The sequence below is a fragment of the Conyzicola lurida genome, from assembly GCF_014204935.1.
Taxonomy (GTDB): domain Bacteria; phylum Actinomycetota; class Actinomycetes; order Actinomycetales; family Microbacteriaceae; genus Conyzicola; species Conyzicola lurida.
This window is the reverse complement of record NZ_JACHMJ010000001.1, coordinates 1,856,453-1,874,506: the sequence shown is the minus strand read 5'-3', so window position 1 is coordinate 1,874,506 and position 18,054 is coordinate 1,856,453. Positions and strand designations below refer to the sequence as shown.

At 70.2% G+C, this 18,054-nt stretch carries 17 protein-coding genes; 7 read left to right on the top strand and 10 right to left on the bottom strand.

What is annotated here, in order from left to right; translation table 11 throughout:
- Positions 1-9: 9 nt before the first annotated feature.
- From HD599_RS09000 to HD599_RS08985, 4 genes are all read right to left on the bottom strand, one after another.
- Entirely contained in the window at positions 10-1,041 is a 1,032-nt protein-coding gene (locus tag HD599_RS09000) for an LLM class flavin-dependent oxidoreductase (protein ID WP_184236238.1), read from the bottom strand.
- Between the two features lie 105 nt (positions 1,042-1,146).
- Positions 1,147-1,380: a putative acetyltransferase gene (locus HD599_RS08995; protein WP_184236235.1), complete on the bottom strand. Its 234-nt coding sequence runs from the start codon at positions 1,378-1,380 to the stop codon at positions 1,147-1,149.
- A complete protein-coding gene (locus tag HD599_RS08990; protein ID WP_343061988.1) occupies positions 1,374-2,858 on the bottom strand; it encodes an SDR family NAD(P)-dependent oxidoreductase in 1,485 nt (494 codons plus the stop codon). Before HD599_RS08990 ends, HD599_RS08995 begins: the two co-directional genes overlap by 7 nt.
- A gap of 37 nt (positions 2,859-2,895) precedes the next feature.
- A complete protein-coding gene (locus HD599_RS08985; protein ID WP_184236232.1) occupies positions 2,896-3,273 on the bottom strand; it encodes a hypothetical protein in 378 nt (125 codons plus the stop codon).
- 125 nt (positions 3,274-3,398) lie between these two features.
- Between HD599_RS08985 and HD599_RS08980 the strand changes: the two genes are divergently transcribed.
- Positions 3,399-6,053: a DEAD/DEAH box helicase gene (locus HD599_RS08980; RefSeq protein ID WP_184236229.1), complete on the top strand. Its 2,655-nt coding sequence runs from the start codon at positions 3,399-3,401 to the stop codon at positions 6,051-6,053.
- 89 nt (positions 6,054-6,142) lie between these two features.
- Here HD599_RS08980 and HD599_RS08975 read toward each other — a convergent pair whose 3' ends face one another.
- Positions 6,143-7,393, bottom strand: coding sequence for an FAD-binding protein (locus HD599_RS08975; RefSeq protein WP_184236226.1), 1,251 nt, complete (start codon positions 7,391-7,393; stop codon positions 6,143-6,145).
- A 46-nt stretch (positions 7,394-7,439) separates the two neighbouring features.
- Between HD599_RS08975 and HD599_RS08970 the strand changes: the two genes are divergently transcribed.
- A complete protein-coding gene (locus tag HD599_RS08970) occupies positions 7,440-8,150 on the top strand; it encodes a PGAP1-like alpha/beta domain-containing protein (protein WP_184236223.1) in 711 nt (236 codons plus the stop codon).
- A 27-nt stretch (positions 8,151-8,177) separates the two neighbouring features.
- Positions 8,178-9,542 (top strand): MFS transporter, encoded by a 1,365-nt coding sequence (locus HD599_RS08965; RefSeq protein ID WP_184236221.1) that lies wholly within the window; start codon positions 8,178-8,180, stop codon positions 9,540-9,542.
- On the opposite strand, the gene HD599_RS08960 is transcribed toward HD599_RS08965, so the two are convergent.
- Entirely contained in the window at positions 9,526-10,350 is an 825-nt protein-coding gene (locus HD599_RS08960) for a UbiA family prenyltransferase (protein WP_184236218.1), read from the bottom strand. The genes HD599_RS08965 and HD599_RS08960 overlap by 17 nt on opposite strands.
- Positions 10,351-10,429: 79 nt before the next feature.
- Here HD599_RS08960 and HD599_RS08955 point away from each other — a divergent pair, with 79 nt between their 5' ends.
- On the top strand, positions 10,430-10,912 hold the full coding sequence (locus HD599_RS08955; protein ID WP_184236214.1) for a hypothetical protein: 483 nt from the start codon (positions 10,430-10,432) through the stop codon (positions 10,910-10,912).
- A 50-nt stretch (positions 10,913-10,962) separates the two neighbouring features.
- Here HD599_RS08955 and HD599_RS08950 read toward each other — a convergent pair whose 3' ends face one another.
- On the bottom strand, positions 10,963-11,961 hold the full coding sequence (locus HD599_RS08950) for an iron-siderophore ABC transporter substrate-binding protein (RefSeq protein WP_184236211.1): 999 nt from the start codon (positions 11,959-11,961) through the stop codon (positions 10,963-10,965).
- 98 nt (positions 11,962-12,059) lie between these two features.
- On the opposite strand from HD599_RS08950, the gene HD599_RS08945 reads away from it, so the two are divergent.
- The 3 genes from HD599_RS08945 to HD599_RS08935 are packed head-to-tail and all read left to right on the top strand — an operon-like array spanning position 12,060 to position 15,003.
- Complete coding sequence (locus HD599_RS08945) at positions 12,060-13,124, top strand: FecCD family ABC transporter permease (protein ID WP_343061986.1); 1,065 nt, start codon at positions 12,060-12,062, stop codon at positions 13,122-13,124.
- A complete protein-coding gene (locus tag HD599_RS08940; RefSeq protein WP_184236208.1) occupies positions 13,121-14,191 on the top strand; it encodes an iron chelate uptake ABC transporter family permease subunit in 1,071 nt (356 codons plus the stop codon). The genes HD599_RS08945 and HD599_RS08940 overlap by 4 nt, the downstream gene beginning before the upstream one ends.
- Entirely contained in the window at positions 14,188-15,003 is an 816-nt protein-coding gene (locus HD599_RS08935; RefSeq protein ID WP_221420470.1) for an ABC transporter ATP-binding protein, read from the top strand. The genes HD599_RS08940 and HD599_RS08935 overlap by 4 nt, the downstream gene beginning before the upstream one ends.
- Before the next feature lie 33 nt (positions 15,004-15,036).
- Here HD599_RS08935 and HD599_RS08930 read toward each other — a convergent pair whose 3' ends face one another.
- The 3 genes from HD599_RS08930 to HD599_RS08920 are packed head-to-tail and all read right to left on the bottom strand — an operon-like array spanning position 15,037 to position 18,019.
- Positions 15,037-15,987: an alpha/beta hydrolase gene (locus HD599_RS08930; protein WP_184236205.1), complete on the bottom strand. Its 951-nt coding sequence runs from the start codon at positions 15,985-15,987 to the stop codon at positions 15,037-15,039.
- Between the two features lie 20 nt (positions 15,988-16,007).
- Positions 16,008-17,300 (bottom strand): ABC transporter permease, encoded by a 1,293-nt coding sequence (locus tag HD599_RS08925; protein ID WP_184236202.1) that lies wholly within the window; start codon positions 17,298-17,300, stop codon positions 16,008-16,010.
- The gene (locus tag HD599_RS08920) at positions 17,297-18,019 is read right to left on the bottom strand and encodes an ABC transporter ATP-binding protein (RefSeq protein WP_184236198.1); all 723 of its coding nucleotides are present in this window, start codon (positions 18,017-18,019) and stop codon (positions 17,297-17,299) included. Before HD599_RS08920 ends, HD599_RS08925 begins: the two co-directional genes overlap by 4 nt.
- Positions 18,020-18,054: the final 35 nt, after the last annotated feature.

Genomic DNA, 18,054 nt, shown 5'->3' with positions numbered 1-18,054 from the left:
TGTCGCCGGTTACGCGAGCAGCTCGCGCACCCGCGGGATGACCTGCGTGCCGTACAGCTCGATGCTCTTCATCAGCTTGTCGTGGCTGAGTCCGCCGTTGCCGTACTTCAGATCGAAGCGCGAGAGACCGAGGCCCTTCGCGGCGTAGGCGATCTTGGTGGCGACTGTCTCGGGCGAGCCGACGAACAGCGCGCCCTCGGGGCTCGCGGCGGCGTCGAACTGTGCGCGCGACATGGGCGGCCAGCCACGTTCGGCGCCGATGCGCGCCATCAGAGCCTGGTAGTGCGGCCAGAGTTCCTCACGGGCCTGCTCGTCGGTCTCGGCGACGTGGCCGGGGGAGTGCTCGCCGATCGGCTGGGTGGGCTGTTCGAGCTGCTCGAGCGCACGGTGGTACAGGTCGACGAGCGGGGCGAAGCGCAGCGGTTCGCCGCCGATGATCGCGAGCATGAGCGGCAGGCCGTAGCGTGCGGCGCGGATGACGGACTCGGGGCTGCCGCCGACGCCGACCCACGTCTTCAGCTTGCCGTGCTCGACGGGCGGGAAGACGGACTGGTTGTTCAGGGCCGGGCGGGTGCTGCCGGCCCAGGTGACCGGTTCCTGCTCGCGCACGTGGGCGAACAGGTCGAGCTTCTCGTCGAAGAGCTCTTCGTACTGGGAGAGGTCGAAGCCGAACAGCGGGAAGGACTCGGTGAACGAGCCGCGGCCGAGGATGACCTCCGCGCGGCCGTCGGAGATGCCGTCGAGGGTGGCGAAGCGCTGGAAGACCCGGATCGGGTCGTCGGAGCTCAGGACCGTCACCGCGGAGCCGAGGCGGATGCGCTCGGTGCGGGCGGCGATCGCGGCGAGCACGACCTCGGGGGCGGAGACGGCGAAGTCCTCGCGGTGGTGTTCGCCGATGCCGATGAAGTCGATACCGACCTGGTCGGCGAGCACACCCTGCTCGACGAGGTTGCGCAGCACCTGCGCGTGCGGCAGCGGGACCCCCGCGGCGTCGTGGGTGACGTCTCCGAATGTGTCGAGTCCGAGTTCGATGTCGGCCATGGTGGTCTCCTGACTAATCAATGCAGATGTATGGAGTTTAGAACTCCGGCACGGCGTCCGGTATTCCGGAGACCCGGTCGGGCGGTGTCGGACCGGCGGCGCGCGTCAGCGCGGCCGCGGTGCGGGCGGCGGCGGGACCTCCTTGGCGGCGATCACGTCGGCGAAGGCGATCGTCGTCAGCCCGCGCACGGTCGCGATCACGCAGTGCGTCTCGTCGGTGCCGGAGAGGTAGCCGAGCGCGTCCGTCGCCGACCCCGCTGGATCGTCGTGCAGCGCGTAGCGGATGACGACGCGCGTGCCGTCGCCCGCCGCCTTCAGGAACTCGACCGGGTTCACCACGAGCTCGGCTTGTAGTCCTTGAGGAAGACCCCGAACAGGTCTTCGCCGGCCTCGCCGCGCACCACCGGGTCGTACACCCGGGCGGCGCCGTCGACCAGGTCGAGCGGCGCGTGGAAGCCCTCCTCGGCCAAGCGCACCTTGGTGGGGTGCGGTCGCTCGTCGGTGATCCAGCCGGTGTCGACGCTGGTCATCAGGATGCCGTCGGTCTCGAGCATCTCACGCGAACTCGTGCGCGTGAGCATGTTGACGGCGGCCTTCGCCATGTTGGTGTGCGGATGGCCGGGGCCCTTGTAGCCGCGTCCGAACACGCCCTCCATCGCCGAGACGTTGACGATGTACTTGCGACGCGCGGGGGAGGACGCCATCGACGGGCGCAGCTTCGAGATGAGGATGAACGGCGCCGTCGTGTTGGCCAGCTGCACCTCGAGCATCTCGAGCGGGTCGACCTCGTCGACGTGCTGCGTCCACGAGTTGGCGTCGTGCAGGTCGGGCAGCAGGCCGCCCGCGTCGATCGCGGTGCCGGCGGCGAGGCGCTCGAGGGACGACGAACCCGCGCTCATCGCCTGCTCGGTGAGCTGCTCGGCCTTGGCCGCCGCGGCGGCGAGGATCGGGTGCGCCGACACCGACTGGGCGAGCGCCTGCGGGTGCGGGTCGTTCGTGTGGCCGAACGTCACCAGCTCGGGCAGCGGACCGTCGGGCAGCGGCGCGAGCTCCCCGTCGACGAGCGGCTGGTAGGCGCCGGGCGACCGGCGAACCGTCTGCGTGGCGTTGTTGATCAGGATGTCGAGGGGACCCTGCTCCGCGACAGAATCGGCCAAACCGATCACCTGGGCGGGGTCGCGCAGGTCGATGCCGACGACGCGGAGCCGGTGGATCCACTCCGACGAGTCCGGCAGCGAGGTGAAGCGACGCACGGCGTCGCGTGGGAACCGGGTCGTGATCGTGGTGTGCGCGCCGTCGCGCAGCAGCCGCAGGGCGATGTACATACCGATCTTGGCGCGGCCGCCGGTGAGCAGCGCGCGCTTGCCGGTGAGGTCGGTGCTGGCGTCGCGCTTGGCGTGGCTCATCGCCGCGCAGTCGGGGCAGAGCTGGTGGTAGAACGCGTCGACCTGCGTGTACGACTGCTTGCAGATGTAGCAGTTGCGCGGCTTGATCAGGGTTCCGGCGGTGGGCGCGGTGGTGCTGGTCGAGATCGGCACGCCGCGGGTCTCGTCGTCGATGCGATCGGGGGCACCGGTCGCGGTCGCCGCGACCACGGCGCGGTCGGCGTCGGCGACGGTGGCGCGCTTCTCGAGGCGGCGCTCCTTCTTGACCGACTTGAACATCTTCGCGGTCGCCCGGCGCACCGTGACGAAGTCGGGGTGTTCCTCGTCGATCGCCGCCATGCTCTCCAGCACCCGGAGGGTGACGGCGAGGTCGGCGGGGTCGATCGCCGGCGTCGCGGGATCGGAGGCGGGGAAATCAGACTCGGAAGGCACACGCAATTCTAAACGACGCGGCGAACGTGCCGTCCGATCAGAGCGGATCGGTGCCGAAGACCTTGCGGGTGAGCGCCTGGACGTCGCGGTCGAGCGAATCGATCTTTGCCTCCGTCTTCTCGAGCCGTCGGTCGATTTTCCCGAGTTCCCGCTCGAACCCGTCCATGCGCCGCTCCAGCCCCTCGAACCGCACGTTCATCTCGACGCGGAGACCGTCGATCCGCTCGCCCATGGCGTCGATCCGCTCGCCCATGGCGTCGATCCGCTCGACCGTCGCATCGATGCGCGACCCCATGGCATCGAAACCGCGCTCGAGCGAACGCGTGAACGTCGTCGACACGATCGTGACGAGCCCGACCGTGACCGTGCTGAAGACCGCTATCAGCACCCAGATCTGTGGCTCGGTCAATCCCATGCCTCCATTGTCGAATCGATGAGCCGGCAACGCTAGGCGTTTCGCCGGTCTCGACGGCTCGGGAGCGCACATCTGTGGACAACCGCGCAGCCGCGCGCCTCGGAGTAGGGGATGATCGAAGCATCATGCCTGAGGATGTCGCCACCACCGCCCCCGCGACGCTCCTCGAGCGCGCACCCAGCCCGTACGACGCGGATGCCGCGTTCGAGAACTTCTCCGAGTGGGCCGACTCGCGCGGCCTGCGGTTGTATCCCGCCCAGGAGGAAGCGCTCATCGAGATCGTCTCGGGCGCGAACCTGATCCTCTCCACGCCCACCGGCACCGGCAAGTCCCTCGTCGCGATCGGCGCGCACTTCGCCGCCCTCGCGCAGGGCAAGCGCAGCTACTACACGGCCCCGATCAAGGCGCTCGTGTCGGAGAAGTTCTTCGCGCTGGTCGACATCTTCGGCGCCGAGAACGTCGGCATGGTGACGGGCGACTCGTCGGTGAACCCCGACGCCCCGATCATCTGCTGCACCGCCGAGATCCTCGCCAACGTGGCGCTGCGCGGGGGAGCGGACTCCGACGTCGACCAGGTCGTGATGGACGAGTTCCACTTCTACGCCGACCCCGACCGAGGCTGGGCCTGGCAGGTGCCGCTGCTCACCCTGCCGCGTGTGCAGTTCATCCTGATGTCGGCGACGCTCGGCGACGTGAGCCGCATCGCCGACGACCTCACCGTGCGCACCGGCCGCGAGACCGCGGTCGTGACCGGCGTCGAGCGCCCCGTGCCACTCAGCTACTCCTACGCCACCACTCCGGTGCACGAGACGATCGAAGACCTGCTCGGCACCGGGCAGGCCCCCATCTACATCGTGCACTTCTCCCAGCTCGCCGCGCTCGAGCGCGCCCAGGCGATGACGAGCATCAAGGTCGTCACCCGGGAGCAGCGCGACGAGATCGCCGAGGCGATCGGCGACTTCCGTTTCACGACCGTGTTCGGGCAGACCCTGAGCCGCCTCATCCGCTCGGGAATCGGCGTCCACCACGCCGGCATGCTGCCGAAGTATCGGCGGCTCGTCGAGCAGCTCGCGCAGCAGGGGCTCATGCGGGTCATCTGCGGCACCGACACGCTCGGCGTCGGCATCAATGTGCCGATCCGCACGGTGCTGTTCACCGCGCTCACCAAGTACGACGGCATCCGCACCCGCCAGCTGACCGCCCGCGAGTTCCACCAGATCGCCGGCCGCGCCGGGCGGGCCGGCTACGACACGGCAGGCACCGTCGTCGCACAGGCGCCCGAGCACGAGAGCGAGAACGCCCGGCTCGTCGCCAAGGCCGGCGACGACCCGAAGAAGATCAAGAAGATCGTGCGCAAGAAGGCGCCCGACGGCTTCGTGTCGTGGGGCGAGCCGAGCTTCAACCGGCTGATTTCCGCCGAGCCCGAGGTGCTGACCTCGAGCATGCAGGTGAGCCACTCGATGATCCTCAACGTGATCGCGCGCGAGGGCGACGCGTTCCAGGAGATGCGCGACCTCATCTTCGGCAGTCACGACCCGTGGCACAAGCAGCTCGCGATGGCGCGGCAGGCTCTCGCGATCTACCGCACCCTGCGCACGGCCGACGTCGTCACTCAGGTCGCGCGGGTCGAACCCGCCGCGACGTCGCCCGCCCTGACGTCGGCGCTCGTCGGCGTGGACGGGTTCGACAGCGGCGAATACGAGGACTGGGATGACGAGCCGAAGGCCGCCGACATCCACTACGACATCAGGCTCACGGTCGACCTGCAGCCGAACTTCGCTCTCAACCAGCCGCTCTCGCCGTTCGCCCTCGCCGTCTTCGAACTGCTCGACCCCGAGTCGCCGAGCTACGCGCTCGACATGATCTCGATCCTCGAGTCGACGCTCGACGACCCGCGTCCGATCCTGTCGCAGCAGCAGTTCCTCGCCCGCGGCGAGGCCGTCGCGTCGATGAAAGCCGAGGGCATCGAGTACGACCAGCGCATGGAACTGCTCGAACAGGTGACCTGGCCGAAGCCGCTCGAGGAGCTGCTCGACGCCAGCTTCGAGCAGTACAGCGCCACGCAGCCGTGGATCGGCGATTTCGAGCTCAGCCCGAAGTCGGTCGTGCGCGACATGTACGAGCGCGCCATGACGTTCGCCGACTACGTGGGCTACTACAAGCTCGCGCGCAGCGAGGGGCTCGTGCTGCGGTACCTCTCCGACGCGTACCGGGCCGTGCGGCAGACCGTGCCCGACGAGGCGAAGACCGAGGAACTGCTCGACCTGATCGAGTGGCTCGGCGAGCTCGTGCGGCAGGTCGACTCGAGCCTCGTCGACGAGTGGGAGCAGCTGATCAACCCGACGGCTCCCGGCGCCGCCCCGGTGCTCCCGCCGGCGCCCCCGTCCATTCTGGGCAACCCGCGGGCGTTCCGGGTGCTCGTGCGCAACGAGCTGTTCCGCCGCGTGCAGCTGGCCGCGCTCGACAAGTACGAAGAACTGGGCGAGCTGGATGCCGCGTCCGGCTTCACCGCGGACGCCTGGGGTGACGCGATGGACGCCTACTGGGACGTGCACGACGCCCTCGGAACGGACGCCGACGCGCGCAGCTCGGCGATGCTCATCGTCGACGAGGGTGCGACCCAGTGGACCGTGCGGCAGATCTTCGCGGATCCGTCGGGCGACCACGACTGGGGCATCAGCGCGACCGTCGACCTCGAGGAGTCGGCCGAGCTGGGCGTCGCCGTCGTGAAGGTGACCGCGGTCGGGCGGCTGGACGCGTTCGCTCCGGTGGTCGAGTAGCGCCGTCTACGGCGCGTATCGAGGCCTCACTGGCGCGGTGCCGTGTTTCGATACGGCCGCGCGCGGCCTACTCAACCACCGTTAGGGGGTCAGCCGAGCGTGCGCTCCAGGTACGCGTTGCCGAACTTGCGCCCGGGGTCGAGGCGGTCGCGCAGCGCGAGGAAGTCGGCGAGCCGCGGGTACTGCGGCTCGAGCTGCTCCCGACCGGCCGTGAAGACCTTGCCCCAGTGCGGGCGCGCGCCGAGCGGCAACAGCAGCTCCTCGATCGCGGGCAGCAGCGCGAGCACCTCGTCGCCGAGCGGCTTCCAGGTGAAGTGCAGCCCGACCGCTGGCTCGCCGTACGCGCCGCTCAGCCAGAGCGAGTCCGCCGCCATCGTGCGGATCTCGGTCACGAGCAACAGCGGGGCGATGCGCGGCCCGAGCGCCCGCAGCGCCGAGATCGCCTCGACGGCGTGACGCCGCGGCACGAGGTACTCCGTCTGGATCTCGTCGCCGTTCGAGGGCGTGAAGCCGAGCTTGAAGTGCGCGAGCCGGTCGCTCCACGGGCCCGCCACCCCGCCCTGCTGGGTGACATTGGTCGCGGGCTGGTCGGGCAGCATGTGGCGGCCGACGGGCTGCTGCACGGCCCCGAACAGGCGGGCGGGGGGAGCCGCGGCATCCGCCCTGCTCTTGAGCCACGTGGTACCGATCTCGTCGCCGAGCCAGTTCGTGAACAGGCTCACGCTGTAGGCGCTCGACGTGACGGCGTCGAAGTCGGCGAGGAGGTCGTCGAACGGGAGTCCGTCGTAGAGGTCCTGGCGCACCTCGAAGGTCGGCTGCAGGTCGAGCGTGACGCGGGTCACGATTCCGAGGGCGCCGAGCGAGACGACCGCGCCGTCGAAGTCGGGGTCGCCACGGTGCAGCTCGAGCAGCGTGCCGTCGGCGGTGACGAGCTGCAGGCCGGAGACCGCGGTCGCGAGGTTGCCGTTGCCGTCGCCCGAGCCGTGCGTGCCGGTCGCCACGGCCCCGGCGATGGAGATGTGCGGCAGCGACGCGAGGTTGTGCAGCGCCCAGCCCGCGGCGTGCAGCACCGGGGCGAGGTCGCCGTAGCGGACCCCGGCGCCGACCGTGACCGTGCGGGCATCGCTGTCGATGTCGATCGCCGGGTCGATCGCGGCGAGCGAGACCAGCTGCCCGCGCGTGTCGGCGAGGTCGTTGAACGAGTGCCGGCTGCCGAGTGCCCGCACGAGAGAGGCGGAGGCGACGAGCGACTGCACCTCCTCGACCGTCTCCGGCGACGCGAGCGATCGCGCGACGTAGCTGTAATTGCGGGCCCAGTTCTCACCGACGTTGGCAGACATTCCACCAGTGTGCACCATCGGCGGCGTCGGCTCGTACACTGGGCGCATGCGCACCATCGGGGAGCTCGCCGCCCGGCTCGTGGCCTACCTGCGCGACTATTCCTACGCGCTGCGCGTGCTGCTCGGGCTCACCACGCGGCACCGCATCGCGCCCCGGCCCCGCGGCGACAAGGCGCCCGTGCTGCTCATCCCCGGCGTGTACGAGCCGTGGCAGTTCCTCCGGGCCGTCGGCGGCAGGCTCGCGCGGGCCGGTCACCCCGTGCACGTCGTCGAGCCGTTGGGCTACAACAGGGCGCCGGTGCCGGATGCCGCGGCTCTCGCCCAGCGCTACCTCGACGAGCGCGACCTCACGGGGGTCGTCGTCGTGGCCCACAGCAAGGGCGGCCTGATCGGCAAGCACATGATGCTCGTCGACGACGTGGCGCAGCGCATCGACCGGCTGGTCGCGATCGCGTCGCCGTTCTCGGGCTCGAGCTTCTCGCGCTACATGCCGTTGAAGCCCCTGCGCGCCTTCAACCCCAAGGAACGCACGCTGGCGATGCTCGCCGCGAACGCCGAGGTGAACGCGCGCATCGTCTCGATCTACGGCGTCTTCGACCCGCACATCCCGGCCGGCAGCGAACTCGCGGGGGCGACCAACGTGCAGCTGCCGGTGTACGGCCACTTCCGGCTGCTCGCGGATCCGCAGGTGCTCGACGAGGTGGTGGCGGCCGTCGAGGCGGCCGGGGCGGACGTCCGCGACATCCACCCGCACTGAACCGCCCGTCGGGTGTTGACTGGGCACATGACCCGTGACCAACGCCTCGTCCTCTCGATCGCCGTCCTCGCCTCGTTCGTCACCTTCCTCGACGGGTCGGTCATCAACGTGGCGCTGCCCGCCATCAGCCGGGAGCTCGGCGGCGGCATCACCGTGCAGCAGTGGGTGGTCGACGCCTACCTGATCACGCTCGGCACGCTGATCCTGCTCGCGGGGTCGCTCTCCGACACCTTCGGCCGCATGCTCGTGCTCAAGGTCGGGCTCGTCGGCTTCGCCGTGACGTCCCTGCTCATCGCGGTGTCGCCGTCGGCCGAGTTCCTCATCGTGCTGCGCGGCCTGCAGGGCGTCGCCGGGGCGCTGCTGGTGCCGAGCTCGCTCGCGCTGATCATCTCCAGTTTCCGCGACGCGGCGCAGGCCAAGGCCATCGGCACCTGGACCGGATTCACCAGCGCCGCGTTCCTCGTCGGCCCGTTGCTCGGCGGGCTGTTCGTCGACTACCTCAGCTGGCGGCTGGTCTTCGCGATCAACATCATCCCGATCGCCGTGACGCTCGTGCTGATCGCGCGCCTCGGGCAGAAGAACGTGCGCCCCGAGGGCGGCGGCATCGACTGGTTCGGCGCGGTTCTCGGCATCGTCGGGCTCGGCGGGCCGGTGTTCGCGCTCATCGAGCAGGCGAACTTCGGCTGGGGCAGCCCGGTGATCTTCCTGCCGTTCGCCCTCGGCATCGTCGCGTTCGTCTGGTTCGTGCTTCGGCAGCGCACCACGAAGCACCCGATGATCCCGCTCGGCCTGTTCGCGGTGCGCAACTTCTCGGTCGGCAACGTCGCCACGACGCTCGTCTACGCGGCGCTCTCGCTCGGCGGCTTCCTGATCACGGTTTTCCTACAGGAGGTGGGCGAGTACAGCGCGACCGCGGCCGGGCTCGCGCTGCTGCCGATGACCATCATCAGCATCGTGCTCTCGTCGACGTTCGGTGCCCTGGCCGGCAAGTACGGGCCGCGCCTGTTCATGGGGCTCGGGCCGATCATCGGCGGGATCGGCTACCTGCTGATGCTCGGCATCGGCGAGGACGTGGACTACCTCACGCAGGTGCTGCCCGGTGTCGTCGTATTCGCGTTCGGTCTGACGATGACGGTCGCCCCGCTGACGGCGGCGATTCTCGGCTCGATCGCGCCCGAGCAGTCGGGCATCGGCTCGGCGATCAACAACGCCGTCTCGCGCATCGCCGGGCTCATCGCGATCGCGTTCATCGGCGTCATCCTCGGGTCGAATCTCACGGTCGACTCGTTCCACCGGGGTCTGGTCGTGACCGCGGCCCTGCTGATCGCGGGCGGCGTCGTCTCGCTCGTCGGTATCCGCAACTCGGCGCGGGTCGCTACCCCCGTGGACTGAACGCGAGCAGCGTGACGTTGAGGAGCGCCGCGAGCATGATGAGCTGGAAGAGCAGCCGCGTGGGCGGCCTGGTCACCGCGAGGTAGCCGCACACCGCGGCGATCAGCACGGTTGCCGCGCAGCCCGCCCACTGCAGTGGTCCCGGTTCTCCGCTGCCGACGAGCACGAGGCCGGATGCCGCGGCGAGCACCACCGCGATGACCGCGCCGCTCGCACGCCGGCCGAGCCGGTGCGGCAGGCCGGCGATGCCCGTGACACGGTCGTCGTCGAGATCGGGCAGCACGTTGGCGAAGTGCGCGGCCACGCCGAGCAGCGCGCCCGCACCGAGCGTCCACCCGCTGGCCCACTGCGGAGGCGTCGCCGACAGCGTCACCACGGCGGGCAGCAGGCCGAAGCTGACCACGAACGGCAGCACCGAGAACGGTGTGCGCTTGAGCCAGAAGTTGTAGCTCCAGGCCGAGGCGACGAACACCAGGTGTGCCGTGGTGGCGGCCCAGCCGAGCGGGATCGTCATCACGACGGCGAGCACCGCGGTGACGAGGGACACGGCGCGCACGGTCCCGACGCCGATCTGCCCGCGGGCGACAGGCTTGTCGGTGCGGCCGACTGCCGCATCCCGGGCCGCGTCGAGCCAGTCGTTCGACAGGCCGACCGAGACCTGGCCGACGAAGACCGCCGCGGTCACCAGCGCGGCGCGTGCCGGGTCGAGACCGGCGCCGATCGCGAGCAACGCGGTGACGGCGCTGACCAGCACCGTCGGGCCCGGGTGCGTCGACAGGGCGAGGGCGACGACGGGGGAGCGGCTCATTCCGCCATGCTAGGCGGCATTTTGCTTCCCCCGAGTGGCGGTGCCCGAATCGGACTCGCCCAACCGATAGCGTGGCCTGATGCCAACAGCACCGCTCGACAGCGATCTCGCCGCGATTCTGCCCGGAACCTGGGCGGTGCGGTCGACCAACTTCCCCATGTGGCTGACCCGGGAGCGTCTCTCGCCTCGATTCAGCTACGACCTCGTGAGCGAGAACCCGCTCACGCTGCGCGATGACGTGAGCTACACGACGGCCGACAAGGGCGAGAAGCACATCCTCGGCGTCGACAAGTGGGCGCACGACGGGTTCGTCTGGCGCGGCAAGGGTCTGTTGAAGCTCGTCACCAGCCGGTGGACCATCAGCGGCATCAGCGACGACAAGACGGTCGTCGCGATCCGCTTCCAGAAATCGCTGTTCACCCCGGCCGGCATCGACATCATCGTGCGCGACGGTGCGGACGTGCCGGAACTGCGCAGCCTCATCGCCCGCAACACCGAGAAGTTCGGCCTCAGCGCCGAAGACTTCGCGTCACTGACGTGGTTGGACGCGCTGCCCGCTTGACGACGGATCGCCCACGGACGAATCCGCGGGCGACCCGGTGGAACGGGGTATTACTCGGCGGTCGCCTCTTCGAGCAGCGGCACGAGGGTGTCGATCGAGTACTGCGTGGCGAGCGTGGTGCCCAGCGAGTACGCCGACGAGATGTCGCCGTCGATGACGACGGCGTGGCCCGCTTCGACGGCCGGCACGGCGAGCCACTGCGGGTCCTCGGTGATCTCGGTGGTGTCGATGAAGATCGGGAAGGCGACGATCAGGTCGGCGTCGATCACGTCGAGGTTCTCGCTCGAGATGTCGACAGAGAATCCGCCGGCGTTGGTCTCGATGGCGGCGATGGCCGGGCTCTGCACGAAGCCGAGGTGTTCGAGGTAGGAGACTCGTCCGCTGCCCTCGATGTACGCGCCCCAGCCCTCGCTGGTCTTGGTCGCCGCGGCGACGGTCAGGCCGTCCCACTCGGGGTGCTCGGTGGCGACGGTCTCGAATGCCGCGTCGACGTCGGCGAGCAGGGCGTCGCCCTCGTCGGGCAGGCCGAGCGCGCCGGCGATGAGTTCGACCTGCTGCTCGGTCGTGGTCAGGTAGCTGTCGCCGCCCTCGGGCACGCCCACGGTGGTGGCGATCTCGGAGAGACGGTCGTAACGGTCCTGGTCGCCCGAGCTCTTGGTGTCGAGGATCAGGTCGGGCTCGAGGGCCGCGATCGCCTCGTAGGAGGGCTCGAGGGTCGCGATGATCTCGGGGCTCTCCTCGTACATGCCCTCGGCCCAGGGGCCGACGCCGTCTCCGCCGAAGCCGAGCCAGTCGGAGGCGCCGACGGGCTGGCCGCCGAGCGCGAGGACGGTCTCGGCGTCACCCCAGCCGAGTGCGACGATGCGCAGCGGCTGTTCGTCGATGGTGACCTCGCCGAACTTGGTGTCGACGGTCGCGGGGAAGGTGCCGGCGGTGGTCGTCGTGGGGGAGTCGTCGGACTCCTCGGTGCTGCTGGCGCCCGTAGAGCAGGCGGAAAGTGTGAGAGCCGCGAGTACGACCGCGGCGATTCCGATTCGAGTGGATCGCATGGTGCGATGGGCCTTTCGATGCGACCGGCGCTGTGAGCCGGCGGTGAAGAGGGCGTCCGTGTGAACGCCAGTGGTTAGGTTAGCTTAGGCTTGCCTGCGTGAATACCTCGACGTCGCCGAAGACGGTGGCGGCCCCGATCGCGGTCCCGCCGACGTCGGCACCCCCGGGGTCCCGCCGGTTGGTCGGCTGGATCGCGGCCGTCGTCGCGTTGGCCGCGGCGATCGCGATCAGTCTCGCCGTGGGTTCCCGGGACATCTCCCTCGGCACCGTGTGGGCGATCCTTTTCGGCAATCGGGATGTCGCGGCCGACGTCGCCGCCGTGATCGACCTCCGTATCCCGCGCACGGTCCTCGGGCTCCTGGCCGGCCTCGCGCTCGGCGTCTCCGGTGCCGTCATCCAGGCCGTCACCCGCAACCCGCTCGCCGACCCGGGCATCCTCGGCGTCACCGCCGGCTCCTCGTTCGCGGTCGCGATGGCGGTCGGGGTACTCGGCATCACAGCCGTGACGGGGTACATCTGGTTCGCGTTCGGGGGAGCGCTCGTGGCGGCGACCGTCGTCTACGTCGTCGGCTCTGCCGGACGCGGCGGCGGGAGCCCGGTGCGGCTCACCCTCACCGGCGTCGCACTCGGCGCGGTGCTGGCCGGCATCACGTCGGCCATGGTGCTCGTCGATCCGCGCGCCTTCCAGTCGATGCGCTCCTGGGAGTCCGGCTCCCTGCAGGACCGCGGCTGGGACGTCATCCTGCCCGTCCTGCCCTTCCTCGTGCTCGGCGTCGTCCTCGCCGCGGTCATCGCCCGCGCGCTCAACGCCATCGCCCTCGGCGACGACCTGGCCTCGTCGCTCGGCGCCAACGTCGTGCTCACGCGGGTGCTCGCCGTCGTCGTCGTCACCCTGCTCGCCGGCGGTGCCACGGCGATCGCCGGACCGATCGCATTCGTCGGGCTCATGGTGCCGCACGTCGCGCGCTGGATCGTCGGGCCCGACCAGCGCTGGATCCTCGCCTACACGCTCGTCCTCGCGCCCACCCTGCTCATCGTCGCCGACGTGATCGGCCGCGTCGTCCTGCGCCCCGGCGAGCTTCCCGCCGGAATCGTCACGGCGGTGCTCGGCGCACCCGTGCTCGTAGTGCTGGTCCGCCGCCAGCGGGCGAGCGGACTGTGAGCGTGCGCGCGGCCGAGAGGCCGCTGCACCACGTCACGGGCCGCGCCGCCATCCGGCTGCCGCTGCCGGGCGGCGCCATCGTCGTCGACCGTCGCACGGTCGTCGTCTCGGGGCTCCTTATCGCGCTGGCGGTCCTCGTGGCGCTCGTCGCCCTCGGTACCGGCGACTACCCGCTCACCGTGCCCGAGGTCGTCCGTGCCGCGTTCGCCACCGACGGCGGATTCGCCACCAGGATCGTGCTCGAGTGGCGGCTGCCGCGCGTGCTCGCCGCGCTCGCGTTCGGGGCGGCGCTCGGCGCCTCCGGTGCCGTGTTCCAGTCGCTCACCCGCAACCCGCTCGGCTCGCCCGACATCATCGGGTTCGCCACCGGGTCGTACACGGGCGCGCTCATCGTCATCACCGTGCTCGGCACCTCGTTCGTCTCGACCGCCGTCGGGGCCCTCGCCGGCGGTCTGGTCACGGCGCTCGTCGTCTACCTGCTGGCCTACCGAGGCGGCATGCAGGGCTTCCGCCTCATCATCGTCGGCATCGCCGTCACCGCCGCTCTGCACGGCGTGAACACCTGGCTCCTGCTGCGCGCGCAGACCGAGGTCGCGATGGCGGCGTCGATCTGGGGCGCCGGTTCGCTCTCGCTCGTGGGCTGGGACGAGGCGGTCCCCGCGTTCGTCGCCCTCGCCGTCCTGACGCCCGTGGTCGCGATCGCGAGCGGCCCGCTGCGCCAGCTCGAACTCGGCGACGACGCCGCCCGCGCGCACGGGGTGCGCGTGGAGCCCGCACGGCTCACGATCCTGATCGTGGGCGTCGCGCTCACCGCGATCGTCACCGCGAGCACCGGACCGATCGCGTTCGTCGCCCTCGCCGCGCCGCAGATCGCCAAGCGTCTCACCCGCAGCGCCGGGGTGCCCCTCCTGCCCGCCGCGATCACCGGCGGGGTGCTTCTGCTCGTCGCCGACTTCATCGCCCAGCACGTCGTGCCGGTGGGGGTGCCGGTCGGTATCGTCACGATCGTGCTCGGCGGGCTCTACCTGATCGCGCTGCTCGTGCACGAGGCGAGGAAAGCGGCATGACCAGCCCCGAAAGGACCCCGATGAGCGCCGACCGGCTCTCCACCACCGATCTCACGCTCGCCTACGACCAGCGGGTGATCGCCGAGGGCCTCAGCGTCACGATTCCCGACGGGTCGTTCACGGTCGTCGTCGGCCCCAACGCGTGCGGCAAGTCGACGCTGCTGCGTGCGCTGTCGCGGCTGCTCAAGCCGGCCGCGGGCAGCGTCGTGCTCGACGGCAAGGCGATCGCCGACTACAAGGCGAAGGAGCTCGCGCGCACCGTGGGGCTGCTGCCGCAGACTTCGATCGCACCCGACGGCATCACGGTCGCCGATCTGGTCTCGCGCGGGCGCTACCCGCACCAGAGGCTCATCCGCCAGTGGAGCGGCGCCGACGAGCAAGCGGTGACCGAGGCGATGCGTCTCACCGACGTGACCGCTCTCGCACCGCGGCTCGTCGACGAGCTCTCCGGCGGACAGCGCCAGCGGGTCTGGGTCGCGATGGCCCTCGCCCAGCAGACGCCGATCCTGCTGCTCGACGAGCCGACGACCTTCCTCGACATCTCGCATCAGATCGAGCTGCTCGACCTGTTCGGCGAGCTGCACCGCGCGGGCAACACCCTCGTCGCCGTGCTGCACGACCTCAACCACGCCGCGCGCTACGCGACGCACCTGATCGCGATGAAGGACGGCCGGGTCGTCGCCAACGGTGCCCCGGGCGACATCGTCACCGCCGAGCTCGTGGAAGAGGTCTTCGGCCTTCCCTGCCTCGTGATCCCCGACCCGGTGTCGGGCACGCCGCTGGTGATTCCGAGAAGCGGTCGCTGGACGTAGGAGTGGACTGAGCCTGCGACTGAGCTTGAGCGCTCAGTACCCCAGTGCCCGCAACGTCTCCAGCGGCCGCTCCACGTTGCCGAAGTGTCCGCAGTCAGCGATAACGGTGGTGACGGCTCCCGGGACGACCCGCGCGAGGGCGTCGAGGTCGGCCTGCGCGACGAACACGTCCCGGTCGCCCTTCGTCGCCCGCACCGCGCATTCGATGCGCGCCCAGCTCGAGTCCGCGTCGTAGTCGCGCGCGACCTCGGCTGCCGTGACGAACGACCGCGGCCGCAGCTCGGTCGCGAGTGCGCGGATGACGCTGCCGTCGATCCGCGACAGGTGCCGGAACAGCGGGAACGACGCGAGCCGCAGAATCCCCACCGCGCGCAGCACCCGCAGGGCCGCCAGGACGGCGGGCTGCACCGGCGCCATCAGACGCATAAAGAACAGCAGAAGAACGAAGCCCGGGATGACGCGGAGTCCGCCCCGCGGATCGTCGACGGCCGCGATCACCGACCACGTCGTGCCCGAGACGAGTCCGACCGAGACGACCTCGCGCGGCCAGCGCGCGGCGAGGTGCAGCGCGACGAACCCGCCGAGCGAGTGCCCGACCAGCCGCCACTCGGTGTAGCCGAGTTCGAGCACGGCCTCGCGCACCAGCTCGCTCACGATGTCGACCGTCAGCGGCGGCAGGTGCGGCTCGGGGGTGGCGTCACCCCAACCGGGGAGGTCGAGCAGCACGGGGTTCTCGATCGCGATGCCCGCGTCGGACGCCGCCTCGAGCATGGGAGTCCACGTGGTCCACGAGCCGGCCGCGCCGTGCAGGAACACCGTCGCGCGGTCGGACGTGCGCGACGGGAGGTGGCGGGCGACGGCGAGTACCGAACCGCCGGCGACCGGCACGCTCACGGTCGTCGTCGAGAAACCGAGAGCCGCGTCATCCGTCGACAGACCGTACGGGGCGTAGGGCAGGGCCGGGCTGGCACGGAGAGATGACATCCGCGCCAGCCTAACGAACCCTATTCGTAGCGCAGCGACTCGATCGGGCTCTGCCGGGCGGCCCGTGACGCGGGCAGCACCGCGGCGACGAGCGCGATCCCCATCACGAGCAGCAGGGTACCGGCGACCGAGAGCGGGTCGAACGCGAGGATCTGCAGCCCGGCCAGGTCGGCGAGGATGCCGTTGGACAGCACGCTCGAGATTCCCAGACCGGTGACGATGCCGACGCCCGCGCCGATCGCGCTGCCGAGGAATCCGATGAAGACCGCCTCGGTGCTGAACAGCGCGAAGATGCGTCCGCCGCTCATGCCCATGGCCTTCATCAGGCCGATCTCGCGGGTGCGCTCCTGCACGCTCATCAGCAGGGTGTTGATGATGCCGAACCCGGCGGCGAGAAGGGCGATGATCGCGAAGGCGTTGAGCACCAGAATGATCCCGTCGACCACCGTCTGGAACACGCCGATCTGGTCGGCGACGGTGATGCCCGAGTACCCGGCCGCGGAGAGCGCGGTCTTCAGGTCGGCGATCTCGTCGTCCGTGGCGGACGGGTCGAACGACACCGACGCGCTCGCGTACTGGCCGCTCGCGCTGGCGGGCACGCCGGTGCTCTGCAGGTCGTAGAGCTCGGTGGTGAGCGCGGGGTTGATGTTCGTCGTGCTGCCGAGCAGCGTCGGCTCCTGGATCCCGACGACGGTGGCGTCGACGATGTGCTGCTCGCCGGCGGCGTCCGTGACCGCGATCTGCACGGTCTCGCCCACGGCGGCCGCGTCGCTGTCGAAGCCGAGGGGCTCCACGTACGTCGTCGGCAGCACGATCTCCAGCTCGGAAGACGAGTCGGTGAAGCCGTCGCCCGCGGCGAGGTCCATCTCCATGCCGGCGCCGAACTCGCTGACCGACACCTCGAAGGGGGTGCCGTCGTCGAACCGGACGAAGTCGGGGCGCACCGACACGACGGGGTCGACCCCGGTGATGCCGTCGACGTCGCCGATCGCCTCGAGGTCGGTCTCGGTGAGCGCCTGCACCGTGGTGCCGGGAGGTCCGTTCGCCTCGATCTCGGAGGCCGCGTCCGGGTCGTACTCGGCGGGTCCCGTCGTGACCTCGGTGTCGGCCGACGCCTTGGTGACGGTCATCACGCCCTGCGCGCCGACCGAGCCGAGCTGGGTGTCGATGTAGTTGTTGATGCCCGTTCCCAGGCCGTTGGTGATGGTGAGCGTGAAGGCGCCGATGAAGATCGCGATCACGGTCAGGGTGGTGCGCAGCCGGCTGCGGAACGAGTTGCCGATGGCCGTGCTCAGGATGTCGGTGGCCTTCATGCTGCGACCTCGCTTCCGTCGAGGGTGTGCTCGGACGATAGCGACTCGACGATGCGCCCGTCCCGGATGTAGATGCGTCGGTCGCAACGCGCGGCGAGGTCTTCGTCGTGGGTGACGACGACGATGGTGATGCCCTGGTCGCGGTTGAGCGAGAACAGCATGTCCTCCACGACGGCGCCGGTGGCCGTGTCGAGGTTGCCGGTGGGTTCGTCGGCGAAGATGATCCGCGGGTTGTTGACGAGAGCCCGCGCGATCACGACGCGCTGCTTCTGTCCGCCGGAGAGGTTCATGGCCTTGTTGCCGGCCTTGTCGCCGAGTTCGAGGCGGTCGAGGGCCTCGCGGGCGAGCCGCTTGCGCTCGCGCGAACCGATGCGCGCGATCTTCAGCGGCAGCATGACGTTCTCCAGAACGCTCGCGCCGGCGGTGAGGAAGAACTGCTGGAAGACGAACCCGAACGTGCGGTTGCGCAGCCGGTTGAGCTGCGAGCCGCTGAGGCTCGACGCGTCGGAGCCGTCGATGTCGAGCGCGCCGCTCGACGGGGAGTCGAGCAGGGCGAGGATGTGCATCAGGGTCGACTTGCCGGATCCGCTCTTGCCGACGATGGCCACCGACTCGCCCTCGACGATCTCCACATTCACCCCCGTGAGGGCATCGAAGCGGGTGGAACCGCTGCCGTAGTGCTTGCTGAGGTCTCGCGCGGAGATGACTGTCTGGGGCATGTTCCGAGACTCGCAGCCCGGCTCCCGCCGCGAAT

Excerpts from the sequence above, each read along its gene's own strand:
- HD599_RS09000 (WP_184236238.1), bottom strand. The coding sequence starts at position 1,041 with ATGGCCGACATCGAACTCGGACTCGACACATTCGGAGACGTCACCCAC.
- HD599_RS08985 (WP_184236232.1), bottom strand. The coding sequence starts at position 3,273 with ATGGGATTGACCGAGCCACAGATCTGGGTGCTGATAGCGGTCTTCAGC.
- HD599_RS08980 (WP_184236229.1), top strand. The coding sequence starts at position 3,399 with ATGCCTGAGGATGTCGCCACCACCGCCCCCGCGACGCTCCTCGAGCGC.
- HD599_RS08975 (WP_184236226.1), bottom strand. The coding sequence starts at position 7,393 with ATGTCTGCCAACGTCGGTGAGAACTGGGCCCGCAATTACAGCTACGTC.
- HD599_RS08970 (WP_184236223.1), top strand. The coding sequence starts at position 7,440 with ATGCGCACCATCGGGGAGCTCGCCGCCCGGCTCGTGGCCTACCTGCGC.
- HD599_RS08965 (WP_184236221.1), top strand. The coding sequence starts at position 8,178 with ATGACCCGTGACCAACGCCTCGTCCTCTCGATCGCCGTCCTCGCCTCG.
- HD599_RS08960 (WP_184236218.1), bottom strand. The coding sequence starts at position 10,350 with ATGAGCCGCTCCCCCGTCGTCGCCCTCGCCCTGTCGACGCACCCGGGC.
- HD599_RS08955 (WP_184236214.1), top strand. The coding sequence starts at position 10,430 with ATGCCAACAGCACCGCTCGACAGCGATCTCGCCGCGATTCTGCCCGGA.
- HD599_RS08950 (WP_184236211.1), bottom strand. The coding sequence starts at position 11,961 with ATGCGATCCACTCGAATCGGAATCGCCGCGGTCGTACTCGCGGCTCTC.
- HD599_RS08935 (WP_221420470.1), top strand. The coding sequence starts at position 14,188 with ATGACCAGCCCCGAAAGGACCCCGATGAGCGCCGACCGGCTCTCCACC.
- HD599_RS08930 (WP_184236205.1), bottom strand. The coding sequence starts at position 15,987 with ATGTCATCTCTCCGTGCCAGCCCGGCCCTGCCCTACGCCCCGTACGGT.
- HD599_RS08925 (WP_184236202.1), bottom strand. The coding sequence starts at position 17,300 with ATGAAGGCCACCGACATCCTGAGCACGGCCATCGGCAACTCGTTCCGC.
- HD599_RS08920 (WP_184236198.1), bottom strand. The coding sequence starts at position 18,019 with ATGCCCCAGACAGTCATCTCCGCGCGAGACCTCAGCAAGCACTACGGC.